This is a genomic window from Mycolicibacterium novocastrense (assembly GCF_001499835.1).
GTDB lineage: Bacteria > Actinomycetota > Actinomycetes > Mycobacteriales > Mycobacteriaceae > Mycobacterium > Mycobacterium novocastrense.
Map to the genome: position 1 here is coordinate 43,680 of NZ_LQIH01000019.1, position 12,547 is coordinate 56,226.

The 12,547-nt window shown below is 66.4% G+C and carries 13 protein-coding genes and 2 pseudogenes; 4 read left to right on the forward strand and 11 right to left on the reverse strand.

The window, feature by feature from the left end; all coding sequences use genetic code 11:
* Nucleotides 1-72 precede the first annotated feature (72 nt).
* The 5 genes and pseudogenes from AU072_RS15255 to AU072_RS28610 all read right to left on the reverse strand — a co-directional run.
* Nucleotides 73-1,017 carry an alpha/beta hydrolase gene (locus AU072_RS15255; protein WP_064414558.1) on the reverse strand — a complete coding sequence of 315 codons (945 nt, stop codon included), beginning with the start codon at nucleotides 1,015-1,017 and terminating at the stop codon, nucleotides 73-75.
* Nucleotides 1,014-1,643, reverse strand: coding sequence for a TetR/AcrR family transcriptional regulator (locus AU072_RS15260; RefSeq protein WP_064346081.1), 630 nt, complete (start codon nucleotides 1,641-1,643; stop codon nucleotides 1,014-1,016). Before AU072_RS15260 ends, AU072_RS15255 begins: the two co-directional genes overlap by 4 nt.
* Complete coding sequence (locus AU072_RS15265; RefSeq protein WP_064414596.1) at nucleotides 1,633-3,003, reverse strand: flavin-containing monooxygenase; 1,371 nt, start codon at nucleotides 3,001-3,003, stop codon at nucleotides 1,633-1,635. Before AU072_RS15265 ends, AU072_RS15260 begins: the two co-directional genes overlap by 11 nt.
* 153 nt (nucleotides 3,004-3,156) lie before the next feature.
* Entirely contained in the window at nucleotides 3,157-3,600 is a 444-nt protein-coding gene (locus tag AU072_RS15270) for a hypothetical protein (protein ID WP_064414559.1), read from the reverse strand.
* Nucleotides 3,597-3,828 (reverse strand): annotated as a pseudogene (locus AU072_RS28610) (hypothetical protein); the annotation flags it as partial. The gene AU072_RS15270 and the pseudogene AU072_RS28610, both read right to left, overlap by 4 nt.
* 179 nt (nucleotides 3,829-4,007) lie before the next feature.
* On the opposite strand from AU072_RS28610, the gene AU072_RS15275 reads away from it, so the two are divergent.
* The gene (locus tag AU072_RS15275) at nucleotides 4,008-4,880 is read left to right on the forward strand and encodes an SDR family NAD(P)-dependent oxidoreductase (protein WP_064414560.1); all 873 of its coding nucleotides are present in this window, start codon (nucleotides 4,008-4,010) and stop codon (nucleotides 4,878-4,880) included.
* On the opposite strand, the pseudogene AU072_RS15280 reads toward AU072_RS15275, so the two are convergent.
* A pseudogene (locus AU072_RS15280) lies at nucleotides 4,864-5,106 on the reverse strand (ArsR family transcriptional regulator); the annotation flags it as partial. The gene AU072_RS15275 and the pseudogene AU072_RS15280 sit on opposite strands and share 17 nt — an antisense overlap.
* Before the next feature lie 57 nt (nucleotides 5,107-5,163).
* Between AU072_RS15280 and AU072_RS15285 the strand changes: the two are divergent.
* Nucleotides 5,164-5,430 carry a hypothetical protein gene (locus AU072_RS15285; protein WP_064414562.1) on the forward strand — a complete coding sequence of 89 codons (267 nt, stop codon included), beginning with the start codon at nucleotides 5,164-5,166 and terminating at the stop codon, nucleotides 5,428-5,430.
* A gap of 70 nt (nucleotides 5,431-5,500) precedes the next feature.
* On the opposite strand, the gene AU072_RS15290 is transcribed toward AU072_RS15285, so the two are convergent.
* A complete protein-coding gene (locus AU072_RS15290; RefSeq protein ID WP_082680851.1) occupies nucleotides 5,501-6,139 on the reverse strand; it encodes a sigma-70 family RNA polymerase sigma factor in 639 nt (212 codons plus the stop codon).
* 157 nt (nucleotides 6,140-6,296) lie between these two features.
* Between AU072_RS15290 and AU072_RS15295 the strand changes: the two genes are divergently transcribed.
* Nucleotides 6,297-7,598 carry an FAD-dependent oxidoreductase gene (locus tag AU072_RS15295; RefSeq protein WP_064414563.1) on the forward strand — a complete coding sequence of 434 codons (1,302 nt, stop codon included), beginning with the start codon at nucleotides 6,297-6,299 and terminating at the stop codon, nucleotides 7,596-7,598.
* Complete coding sequence (locus AU072_RS15300) at nucleotides 7,582-8,835, forward strand: MFS transporter (RefSeq protein ID WP_064416722.1); 1,254 nt, start codon at nucleotides 7,582-7,584, stop codon at nucleotides 8,833-8,835. Before AU072_RS15295 ends, AU072_RS15300 begins: the two co-directional genes overlap by 17 nt.
* On the opposite strand, the gene AU072_RS15305 is transcribed toward AU072_RS15300, so the two are convergent.
* The 4 genes from AU072_RS15305 to AU072_RS15320 all read right to left on the reverse strand — a co-directional run bounded on the left by AU072_RS15305 (nucleotide 8,804) and on the right by AU072_RS15320 (nucleotide 12,471).
* Nucleotides 8,804-9,292, reverse strand: a complete 489-nt coding sequence (locus AU072_RS15305) for an SRPBCC family protein (RefSeq protein WP_064414565.1) — start codon at nucleotides 9,290-9,292, stop codon at nucleotides 8,804-8,806. The genes AU072_RS15300 and AU072_RS15305 overlap by 32 nt on opposite strands.
* Before the next feature lie 2 nt (nucleotides 9,293-9,294).
* The gene (locus tag AU072_RS15310) at nucleotides 9,295-9,621 is read right to left on the reverse strand and encodes an ArsR/SmtB family transcription factor (RefSeq protein WP_064414566.1); all 327 of its coding nucleotides are present in this window, start codon (nucleotides 9,619-9,621) and stop codon (nucleotides 9,295-9,297) included.
* A gap of 76 nt (nucleotides 9,622-9,697) precedes the next feature.
* Nucleotides 9,698-11,086 carry an oxygenase MpaB family protein gene (locus AU072_RS15315; protein ID WP_064414567.1) on the reverse strand — a complete coding sequence of 463 codons (1,389 nt, stop codon included), beginning with the start codon at nucleotides 11,084-11,086 and terminating at the stop codon, nucleotides 9,698-9,700.
* Between the two features lie 86 nt (nucleotides 11,087-11,172).
* On the reverse strand, nucleotides 11,173-12,471 hold the full coding sequence (locus AU072_RS15320; protein ID WP_064414568.1) for a DUF2786 domain-containing protein: 1,299 nt from the start codon (nucleotides 12,469-12,471) through the stop codon (nucleotides 11,173-11,175).
* Nucleotides 12,472-12,547 lie beyond the last annotated feature (76 nt).

A 12,547-nucleotide genomic window follows, 5' to 3' on the forward strand; every position in this document is an offset into this window, starting at 1 on the left:
CTGTACCAGAACGCTGGCTGTGCGGCCTGACAGGCGAAAGTTCGACCGCGCGGCAACGTGATCCGTCGGACATCACGCAGTAGCCGAAGGCCGCGCGCTCCGTGTGGACTCGGCCGGTGCGAGGATGCGTTTCAGGAAGGCGATCTGATCGCTGACGACGCGCTCATGCCAAGGCTCGCCGGGATACACGTCGAAGTGGTCGCAGGGGTAGTGATGAACCGTCGCCCGCATCCGCGTCGCAGCCACGGTGGCCGGTGCGGGCGGGGCGGTACGGTCCAGATCACCGATCTGCACGAGGGCCGGGCACGTGACGCGTCCGGCGCGCGCGATCGGCCGATGGCCACCCATGACCAGCACGAGTCGGGCGGCGAACTCGTTACGCCAGGTGGGCCCCGCGATGCGACGCATCCCTTCGACGGCGCCCTCGGCGCTCAGACCGGCCACCTCCCCCGGTGCACCCACCACCGGGATGAGCACCGGCGGGCGGCCGCGCAACTTCGCCGCGAAATCCCGGATTCCGTAACGCATTAGGCGCATGACGTAGCGCGGGCCGAGCGTCCTGAGCATGTGGGCCGTCACGGACAGCCCGTCCGTCGCGGGCGTCAGCGAGATGACTCCCGCCAGGTGCGGGTCGTCCGCGGCGACGCGGATGACGTGCCCGCCGGACAGCGACACCCCCCACGCCACGATTCGCGCCGGATCCAAATCTTCGAGGCGGCGGGCGTGGTCGATCACCGCATGGTAGTCCGCGACCTGTCCAGCCAGTGAGACCAATTGTCTTGGCTGTCCAGATGATTCGGCGAAGTGGCGGTAGTCGAATGTCACGACCTCCGCGCCGGTGTCGGCCAGCGCCTCGGCGAACGCGAACAACCCGCAGTCCTGGGTGGCGCCGAGGCCGTGGGCCATGACGACGCAGGGCCGTCCCGCCGGGCCGGTCAGCGCGTCCGTCGTCGCCGGGAAGCGCCGCGCCGCGATGATGCCGCCGTCGACGCGAATCTGGATCTGGTGGGATGTCACTGTGCAGCCTCTCCGAAAAGCGCTGTGTGCCAGACGTGAATGATCGCCGCGAGAAGCGGACGGGCGGCCTCCGGTCCGTCATCCGAGCGGATGTGACGGTCGAGGACCCGTTCGTTCATCGAGATCAGCGCGTGGGCAAGAGCTTTGGCGTCCGGGATGTCGATGGTGGGCTGAGTGGCGATGAAGTCGCCGACGAACTCCTCGTACCGCGCCAACCACTGGTCCCAGATGGCCTTGGCCTCGGGGTCGGAGTCGCGGGCGTCGAGCATCGCACGGAACAGGGTCCGATGGGCGTGCCATGACTCGAACGTCCGCGTCATCGCGTCGGTCACGGAGGCCCGCGGGTCACCGCCGCCGGCCAGGAAGCCGCCGATGGTGAAGACGTCGTCGGCGAAGATGTCGGTGAGCAGTTCGGTGACGACCTCGTGTTTGCCCGCGAAGTAGAAGTAGAACGCCGGCCGCTTCAGCCCCGCTGCCCGAGCCACCTCGGCGACGCTGATCTCGGCGAGCGACTGGGTTTGCAGTTGCTGCTCGAAGGCTTCGAGGAGCCGCTGTCGGCTCTCGTCCCCGCGCGGTTGCGGCCGGCGCGCGTTGCGTCGCGACGTCTGCGTCGACTCAGGCGACACCGGCTGCCTCGCGTGCCCGGCCGGCCAGCTGCACCGGACCGAACTTCTCGACGCGGCGCCGACCTGCCGGCAGCTCACGCTTGCGCATATCGCGTTCGTAATCCCAGTAGTCCACCTGCTGGGTGTGCCGCGGTTTGTCGGCGAAGTGACCGACGTACTTGCGCTCGTCGGCGGCGATGACGCGCCACATCTCGGCCTCCGACGGGGGCCGGTAGGTGCCTGCGAGGTACGCGGCGACCAACCGGGCCTGGCACTCCACGAACGGGAACAGCGTGGGCACCGCCTGGGCGAATCCCATGAAGAGCAGGTCGTCGATGCCCGGCTTGAGGATGCGCTTGTACAGCGGGAGCCGGTTGTCGGGGGCCTCGATGAAGCTGCGGTCGAAGAACGGGAACGTGATGTTGTATCCCGTCGCGTAGATGATGACGTCGGCCTCCACGGTCGAGCCGTCGACGAACACCACCGAATTACCCTCCAGGCGTTCGATATTCGGCTTCGCGGTCGCGTCGCCGGAACCCAGCCGCATGAGCAGTTCGGCGGATTGGGTGGGGTGCGCCTCGAGGAACCGATGGTTGGGTTTGGGTAGGCCGTAGCTTTCGGGATCGCCGAACATCAGCTTGGCGAACGGCTGCATCGCACGCCGCTGCCACGACAGCGGGATCACCGGCAGCGAGCGCGCGACCTTGTCGGCGGTCTTGCCGAAGATGTACTTGGGCACGATCCACGCCCCCGAGCGGGTGGAGAGATAAACCGTGTTGCGCCAAGACTTCTGAGAGAGCTCGGAAACCAGGTCGGCCGCCGAGTTCCCGATGCCGACCACGACGATGCGCTTCCCGCGCAGATCGAGCGGTTCGGTGGGATCGATGTAGTGGTGGGCGTGGATGCTCTCGCCGGTGAATTCGCCCGGGAAGTCGGGCGTGCGCGGATCCCAGTGATGGCCGTTCGCGACGACCAGTGTGTCGTACCGCCGCGTCTGTCCGTCCGCGGTGTCGAGTTCCCAGCCTCCCTGGGGCAGGCGGCGCGCGTGCTTGACCTCGTTTCGGAACTGGATGCGGTCCAGCAGACCGAAGGTTTCGGCGTAGTCGTCCAGGTACTCCTTGACCTGCGAGTGATGCGGGAAGTCGGGGAGGTCGGCGCGCATCGGGAAGTCGCGAAACGACAGGCACTCACGCGAGGTGTCGATGTGCAGCGACCGATACGCGCTGGAGCGGCCATTCGGATTGCGGAACGCCCAGTTCCCGCCGATCCGGTCGGACGATTCGAAGCAGTCGTACTCGATACCGGCGTCCGCGAGGTTCTTGCCCGTGGTCAGTCCGCTGATACCTGCGCCGATGATCGCCGCCGTGGGTGATGTAGCCATGTTGCCTACCGTTTCTGTGAACTCAGTCACCGGCTACGGTACCAAATTTCTGACAGCTGTCAAAGAATGTTGCACGGGGGGCCACCTCGAAGTTTTCGCTGGTGGCAGCCGCTGTCCCGGCGGCCGAGGCTGAAGTAGGCAGGCGCTTCGGAGTCAGGTGTTGAGTCGCATCTCGTCATCGGGATGCGAGCTGAGCGTCACAACCACCGTGCCGGGACCGGTCGCGAATGTCGTATTGGCATAGCCGATGAAGCCGTAGTGGCCGTCGATGGTCGAGACAGCGGTGATGTCGCTGCTGCCCGAGGCGCCGGTGTCGAGGTTGACCCAATCGGCGGCGACGGTGAGAGAACACGAGCCGTCGTAGGTACCGGCGTCGTAGTGGATGGCGACGCGGACCCCGTTCTCGGCGCGATCGCCGACCTGTACCGGGGTCACCTGCGCCTCGGCGCTGACGCTGCCGCCGCACGCCGGCGACGCCACCACGGGAACGCGATCGAGTTGGGCGAACGCCTCTGCGTGTGCCGTCGCCATTCCCCCCAACCAGAACCCACTCACCGCACCGGCGAGTGCGACCACGACTCCACGGGACGGCGTCATGTCCCTTTCATCGGCTGCCGCGCGGGCGGCGTTAGCACGTGGTCTGGCGGAGCCGACGCAATCCTCCGCTCGAGGCGACGCTGCTTGGATTCCTCGAACTTCTGCGAGGCCTCCTCCAACTCCTCGAAATGCACACCGACGTCGTGCATGCTCGCGGCCTCGCCAGTGAAGTCCGCGCTCGAATATCCGCCACTTCGTCAGCACCGGCATCACCCCGTCGTCGAGATGGCTGCTCGAGTTCGTGGAGTCGCTGCGCGTCGGTCAGGTCCGATGCCATGAGCGCTTGACCGCTGCCGCTCAACGGGCGCCGACGCCGACACATTCCGAGTCGATCTGTAAGTCGATAAGGTCTGACTCCCAGGTGAATCGGTCTGCTAGCCAATCCCCCTTAACGAGAGGACAATCCCGTGCACGGAAACGCACCCCTTGAGGGCAAGGTCGCCATCGTGACCGGAACCAGCAGGGGCGTCGGGGTCGGTATCGCGCACGAACTGTTGCGCGCCGGAGCGACCGTCATCGGGTGTTCGCGACGGCCGCTCGTAGCCATGCCGGGCGTCGAGCAGAACGCCGACTGGCTCGGCCGCTCTTCTCAGCGGGTGTGCGATCAGGGTGACTATCGCGCGATCGACGACTTCGTCTCCGGCGTCGTTGCCGACTACGGGCGCATCGACATACTGGTCAACAACGCGGGCGGCACGGTCCCCACTCCACACGTCGAGGACGTTCCCGAACTCGTCGCGCGCATACAGGGCGCGCCGACAGGTGCCGACGACTTCGAGCGCACGGTCCTGTTCCACTCGTTCGCTGTCCAGATGAATTTGATCAGCCCGATGTGGTTCGCGATCAGGGTCTTTCGACAAATGCGCGAGCAGGACGGTGTCGGCTCGATCGTCAACATCTCGTCCGGGGCCGGGCATCCCGCCGGGTCGCCGACTCTCGTGTCCTACGGTGCGGCCAAGGCCGGGCTCAACCACCTGACCCGGTCGCTGGCCGAAGAGTGGGGTCCCAAGGCGCGGGTGAACTGCCTGGCGCTCGGGCCGACGATGACCGACAACTTCAGGTCATTCGTGTTGCCCAAGGACGACCCGACCGCCGAGAAATACTTCCGGGACATCCCGCTCCGCAGGGCGGGAGAACCGGCCGAAGTGGGGCGGGTGGCGGTGTTCTTGTGCAGCGGGCAAGCCGATTACATCAACGGCACGACCATCGAGATCGACGGTGGCATGCTACCCGGCGTGCTCTACGAGGCGGGCCTCAAAACCATCACGGACCTCCTGTGACGCGAGTCGTCCTGGCGATCGGAATCTCGGGGCGCAGTGCGGACAGAGGCTGCAGCAACTCGGGCACCACGGTGTAGTACACCCACGACACTCGGCATTCGAAGGTCAGAAGTCCAGCGTCACGCAGCAATTCGGACTGGTGGGACACCGTCGGCTGCGACACCTTGATTCCGGTCGTGATATCGCAAATGAACTGCGGTGAACATGCGCGTCCTTTGACGCGGGCCCACGTCTGTACGGGGTGCAAGCGGGAAGATCCCGCCCACCTACGAAGGGAACTCAGATGAACATTCGGGCAATCGCGAGAAGGGCGGCCGCGGCCGTCGCGCTGTCACTCGCGCTCGCCGGCCTCGGGTCCGGCATGGCGGACGCAAAGCCGATGGAACGCGATCACGCCAAGTACTGCGCCAAGGTATGGCACGACTACGACTTCACCGCGAAGGCGTTCAAGAACGCTTACGACAAGTGGGGGCCGAACGACGCGCTTACGTTGCAGGCCGCGAGCAACTACGAACGCGCGTACAACAAGTTGACCGGCTCGGGCTGTTAGGGCGTGCCGCCATCTAAGCCCTCGGCCGAGTGGCACATCCGTACCGATTGAATCGGAAAGGGTGTGCCACTCACCGGGGCGAGCAGCCGCACGTCCTGTCGGCGACGTCAACGGACGTACTGGGGTGACAATGCGCGGGAGGCGTGTAATCCAGCGGCATTCCGCGCGCGTCCAGGGTTAGCGAGCAGCACCGAGCCAGTAGGTCGGCGAGCTGTTTTCTGGCGCGCTGGACTCGGGACTTCATGCCCGAGACGGTGATTCCCTCCTGCTCGGCCGCCACCGCCTGGGTCACGCCGTCAAGGTCGGTCAACTCCAGTGCGCGCCGGTAGGCGGGAGACATGTCATCCAGTAACGGTCTCAGGCAATTGGCCAACTCGCGCCGCACATCTTCGGTGTCTGTGGGGTCGGCGATGTCTTTCACCAGACGCTCGCCCGGTGCGGCCTCGAGTACTTCTCTGTTGTCGCCGGCCCGGCGGTACTCGTCGATGATCACATTGCGGGCGATGCGAAACAGCCACGCCGCCAGGCGATCGTGATCGTCCAGTGCGCTCAAGTTCCGGTGGACCCGCAGCAGGATGTCCGCGACCAGGTCGTCGGCGCGATGCGGATCCGCCACGCGCCGACGGACGAAGGTGCGGATCTCCGCGCCGAAGCGCCGCCAGACGTCCTCGACCGTCAGCTCGGCTCGGCTTGTCAGGTTCGACGTCATGTCCGACTCCCTATCGGTTGCGCCGCGGTCACGGAATACGCGGCCGGCACCTCTATAGACGGTGGCTCATGCCAAAGGATGCACCCACGCGACTCATCGCGTCCATACGGGCTTTCACCCGTCACTACACATGAACCCCACAAGAAGGAGGAACACCATGTCGAATCAGCTTCCCGTCGCGGTTCTCGGGGCCGGTCCGGTCGGGCTTGCCGCGGCCGCGCACCTGGCCGAGCGCGGCCTGCCGTTCGTCGTTTTCGAAGCGGGAGAAGTCGTTGGCGCCAGCGTCCGACGCTGGGGCCACGTGCGCCTGTTCTCGCCGTGGCGCTACGACATGGATCGTGCCGCGCAACGGCTGCTGAAGGGTCACGGGTGGAACTCGCCGGATCCGGCCGCGTACCCGACCGGCGCCGAGATCGTCGAGCATTATTTGTCGCCGCTGGCGGGGCTGGATGCCATCGCGCCCCATCTGCGGCTCGGTCACCGAGTTGTCGGTGTCACCCGCCAGGGTGTGGACAAGCTGCGCGACGACGGCCGCGGCGCCCGGCCATTCATCATCACCACGAGCGGCCCGCACGGTGACACGCGGACACCGGTGCGCGCCGTCATCGATGCGACAGGAACCTGGCGGTCCCCGAATCCGATTGGTGCCGAGGGTATTCCGGCGATCGGCGAAGACCAAGCGGCCCGGCGCATCAGCTACGGAATTCCCGATGTGCTCGGCACTGAACGCGATCGCTACGCCGGCCGACGGGTCGCCGTGGTCGGAAGCGGACACTCGGCCAAGCACGTGATCCGCGAGTTGGCCCTGCTGGCCGAGGCGGCTCCCGGCACCACGATCACCTGGATCGTGCGTAGAGGCGAAAAGACGCGGGTCTTCGGCAACGAAGTCGATGCGCGGCTACCGGAGCGGGGCAAGCTCGGGGCCGACGCGCACCAGTTGGTCTCCTCGGGTCAGGTCCGGCTGTTGACGGGTTTCCGCACCGAACGAACCGACGTCGACGAGTCGGGCATCGTGTTGGTGTCGCCCGAGGGCCGGGAAACCGGACCGTTCGACGAGATCGTGGCGGCAACGGGATTTCGTCCCGACTTCGACTTCCTACGCGAGGTGCGCCTCGACCTCGACCCGTGGGTGGAGAGCACGCGGGCGCTGGCCCCGTTGATCGACCCCAACATCCACTCGTGTGGTTCGGTGCCCCCGCACGGGGCGGCCGAACTCGCCCATCCCGAACAGGGGTTCTACGCCGTCGGAGCGAAGAGTTACGGCCGTGCGCCCAACCTGCTGTTGGCGACCGGCTATGAGCAGGTCCGTTCGGTGGTCGCCGCACTCGCCGGCGACGACGACGCCGCGAACCGGGTGGAGCTGGTTCTTCCGACATCCGGATCGACCTGCGGCCTCAAGGCACAGCCTGAGCCGGCGGTTCCCCAACCCGAGGCGGAGACGAGTGCCTGCTGCGGCTGAGGCATTACGGTCGGGCCCGCCGGAACTCCGGCGGGCGACGGCCGCGCTGGCCATCACACAGCTGATCTCCTGGGGAGTGCTGTACTACGCGTTCGCCGCCGTGGCGCCCCTAATGACACGCCAACCGGGCTGGGGTGTCACCGCGGTCAGCTGCGCGTTCTCGGTCGGACTCCTCGTGGCGGGCATGTCTGCGCGGGCCGTCGCCGTGTTGTTGGCCAGGCTGGGACCGCGGGTGACGATGACCGGGGGCGCACTGCTGATGATCGTCGCGACCACGCTGTGGGCGTCCGCGTCGTCGATAGCGATGCTCTATGCCGCATGGGCGCTGATCGGCGCGGCCATGGCTGCCACTCTCTACGAACCGACATTCGCTGTTCTCGCCCTGATGGATTCAAGCCGGATGCGTCGAACGATCGCCACCGTCACGGTGGCCGGTGGGCTGGCCAGCAGCGTGTTCGTGCCCTTGGCTCAGTACCTCGCCGAAACGCTCGGGTGGCGTGCTGCCGTCGCGGTGCTCGGAGCCGCGGGCGGGGTGGTGACCGCAGCGCTGCACGCCCGGTATCTGCCGCGGCACATTCCGACCCACTGCAACCCGCCGACAGCACCGCGCCTGCTGATTGGTTCTCGCCCGATGCGGCGCCTGCGTGTGGCATACACGCTTGAACAAGCGAGTGCCGTCGCCGCGACGGTTTTGGTCGTCGCAATGTTGAGCCACCGAGGTGTCGACCCGTATGTCGCGGGATTCCTGCTCGCGTCAAGCGGAATCGGAAAGGTCACCGGACGGGCTGTGCTGGCGGGGCGGATCGGAAGGCTTCCACCGGAAGTGCTCGCCGCCGGAGCGGCGGCGTTGCACGCGGTAGCGCTGATCAGCATGCTCGCGTCGACCGCGTCACCGTGGCTGTATCTGGGCGGACTGGTTTGTGGTGCCGCGTCCGGAACCAGCAGCATGCTTCGCCCACTCCTTGTGGCCCGACGAGTCCGGCTGAGCGAGTTCGCGACGGCGAATGCGCGGCTGCAGGGGTGGGCGACCCTCGGGCGCGCCTCAGGTCCATTGATCGTCGGCGGCACCGCCGCGCATGTCGGATGGGCCGGCGGGTGGGCCGTTGTGGTCGGCGGACTCACCGCCGCTGCCGGCACATTCGCGACACTCCAGCCGAAGATCGGCGGGACGACAGAGGGTTCCGGCATCGTGACCGTGCCCGGCGTCAGCTCGCGAGTAGCTCGTCGATCTGATTGATCGCCTGCGCCGTGCCCTCTTCGACGCCCATCTCGAGCACCTTCTGCAGGCCTTCGGCCGACTCGTACGTGCTGACGTAAGTGGCCCTGGTGGAACCGTCGCCGATCGCCTCGAAGGTGTAGACGCTGTGCGCGACCGGCATATCGGTTGCGGGTTTGAGATTTTCGTCGGCGAAGCCGTCTTCGAAACTGAAGCTGCGCGGCTCGTCGACGGCCGTGACCTTCCAGTAGCCTCCGTACTTCTCGCCGTCGGGGCCGGTCATGTAGTAGGTGACGGTGCCACCCGGGGTGAGCGCATGCTCGACCACGGTGGCCGGGTAACCCGGTGGGCCCCAGATCTTCTCGAGCTGCCGCGGGTCGGCGTAGATCTGCCAAATGCGCTCGACGGGCGCCGCGAACTCCGCGGTGATCGTCAGGGTGCGCTCGTCGATGTTCTTGCTGATGTCGGTGACAGGCATGGTTATTCCTCGCTGAGTAGCTCGTCAATGCGAGCGATGCGACCTCGCCAGACGTCCTCGAGCTCGGTGAGCATCGAGGCGACTGACCGCACCGCCTCCACCTCGCCACTCGCCAGCTGCTCTCGCCCCTGACGACGCTTGGAGATCAGGCCCGCCTTCTCCAGCACCGCGACGTGCTTTTGCACCGCGGCGAAGCTCATGTCGTACTGCGCCGCGAGCGCCGTGACCGAGTGCTCGCCGGCCAGCACCCGACGAAGAATGTCTCGCCGAGTTCGGTCGGCCAAGGCGTGGAAGAACGCGTCCGCTCTGTCCTCGTCCTGGTCGGTCACCGTCAGAATATACAACCAATCGGTTGTACGTTGTCAACCGTCACGCTTGCTCGTGCGGTCGCGCAGCGCGCTCGACTCAGCCGGTGAAGCCCTCTCCCTTGGTCGATCGGTCGTGGTGGGTGTACGTCAGCGGAATCTGCCGGCCCTTGGCGATTTTGTTCAGCATCGCGATCCGCTCACGCGCGGCCGCACCGGTCTTTTTTCTCTGCTCGCGGAGGGGGTTGGACCACGGCAGCTTGTCGGCCACGATCGCGATGCCGACGTTGAGCCTGGCGACCTTCTTGAAGATCCGGACCCGGCGTTCGTAGTTGTAGCCAAGCGGCTCGAAGAAGCTGCCGGCCACCATCGCCTCGATCTGCTGGTATCCGAACACCGCGCCCGCCGGGACGAGCGCGAGGGTTGCGGTGAGCTGGTTGGCGTGCCGAGCCACCAACTTCTTGACGACGCCGGGAAGCGTTTCGGTCAGCGTCGTCAGGTGCGCGGGACCCGCGATCGCATCGACGAGTTCGGCTCGCCACGGCGACGGGTTGCCGCCCCTGGCCAGGACATAGTTCAGCGACTTGATCAGCTCCAGGCCGGTCGGGGAATAGAGCCGCTCCGGCGCACCCCACAGCCGCCCGGAGTACGACGAGTACTCGGCGAGGTCCTCGAGCTGCTGGCTGGTCAGCTTGCGCCCGAAGGCATGGTCGACGAGCCGTCCGAGCAGCATCCCGCTGCCGAACCCGAGCAGGGACGTCACCGGAATGGGCTCGCCGAACTTGAGGTAGACGTCGTCCCCCCATTTGCGGCGCAAACCACGACTGGCCAGCCCGTGCATCAACCGCACCCGCACCACATCCTGGAAGGCCTCCGAGTGCCGGTCGAAGATGTCGGGCAGCGTGAACTCCGCGAACACCCGTGCGGTCTCGATGAAGCGCCGCGGGCCGTCATCGGCGAAACGACCGGTGGCGCCGGTGGAGGCGGAGATGTCTCCGGTCATCGCGGTCTCGTAGAACGCCCACCCCTGGATGATCATGGTGGCGGTCCTAGTGGCCGACATCGCCAGCATGCGGCCGCGTTCGGCGGCCTCGAGGTCGAACTGGCTCGGAAGCTGATCCAGGTGCTCGAAGAATTCGACGAACTCCCGGGGCGGGTCCTCGAGCGTGTCGACGCCCTGGGTCAGCGCCTGTTCATACAGTGCGCGGCCCTTCTCGTAGCCGAGGCGCTCGAACGCGTCGACCACGCCGACGATGTATTCGTCGCCCTGCCAGAAGTAGTCGTCGCGTAGCCGCGTGAGTTCGTTGGGTTGGACCTCTTTGTCGATGTCGATCCACTCGCCGAACATGAACTCGCGCATCTGCCGCCACTGGTCCGCGAAGTGGTCGCGGCCGGGCGGGATGGGCCGCAGCGGCCGATCGGGATGATCCCGCCGGTTGAACTCGACGTCTTCGAGCAGGATCTCTTGCTGTTCGCCGGTCACGGTCATCGGGCAGATCCAATCTGATAAATACAGGACACTGATTTCGACGTTATCGCACGGCCCCGCTTATGTGAATGCCGATTCCGCCCTCGCTACCCCGCTATCGACTCGTGGGTGTCGAGCATTGCCATGTCGGCCGCGGCACGTCCGGCGCCCCAGCCGGCACCGTTGGACCCTGAGACCGCGCGAGGCACCGTCGACGGAAACAGCTGATGAGCGAGTTCTTCGGCCGCTCGACTGTTGGCCGCCAGCACAGGAAGCAGTCGAACGTCGCGCTTGACTTCCTCGGTGACCGATGCGCTCGCGCTGTCGAGTCGCTCGCCGATGCGCTGTGCGTACGCGAGGAGAAAAGACTGGCGAAACGTCCTGGAACGCGCTTGCGCGGTTCCGCTGCGGCCAGCGCTCAGCATGGCTCGGTTGGCTTGCACAAGCAGCGACGTGGTGAGCAACTCGACCAAATCGAGATCGGTTTCGCAGCCGATGATGGTCACGAACCCGAGTCGCTCCGCCCACACTGCACGGCAATGGTTGGACTGACTCACCACTTGCACCAGCGTCACCTTGGCCGCGGCGTACGGGTTCTCGATCCAGATTCGGCGCGCGATCGCGGCGGGCTCGCGGCCTCGATCGTGGCGGGCGAGCGCTTCGTTCAGCGAATACCTGCTCATCAGGTCTTGGGCTTTGGCCGAAAGAGCCTCCGCCTCGTCCGGGTACTCGGTGGCTTCGGCTTTTGCCAGCAGAGCGCGCACCTTGCCGAGCGCCTTTTCGTCTGTGACAGTCACCGCCGTTGCCGTAGGCCGATACTCACCGGGCAGCGGCAAGATCGTTTCCAGCGCCGGGAGGCGGCCGAGAAGGTTCAGGAGTTTGAGGACCACGGCCAGCGCGTCGCGCTGGTCGACGGCATTCGCCGCGGCCCACCGCCACATCTGAGGTGGCTGGGCACTCGATCCGACGGTGGCCGAGAGCCCGGCGATATCGGCGCGCCAGTCCGGGTGCAACGTGGCGGCCGCGTACCGCCGACACTCATTGACGATCGCCTCGTCGAGGTAACGGATCTCGGCCGGCTTCAGCTTGCGGCGCCCGATTTCATGCAGATCGGACGGTTGCCAACCGTGCTTCCATGCCGCGCTGATGGCCTCGTTCACGGCGAGGTCAGCGGCCACGTCGAGTTCGTGCGCGAGGTCCCGGAACTCGCGCAGCAGTTCGGTGGCACGACGCGGCAGGTGCTCGGGAGGGCCCGAAGCGGCCGTGCTCAACGCCACGACAAGGTGTTTGAGGAGGAGTGCGCGGTCCGGTCCCTGATCGAATGACCCGACGCGCTCCTGTTTGGGTGTCGCCCGGCGCCGGTTCCTCTGTTTGGCTGCCCGCTTCTCGCGGTTTCGTCTCCCCATGCGCCGAAGTCTTCCGGAGGGGTCCGACACTCTGCGGCACGGCGCGCCGATTCGTTCGAGGCAGTCTTCACCTCGC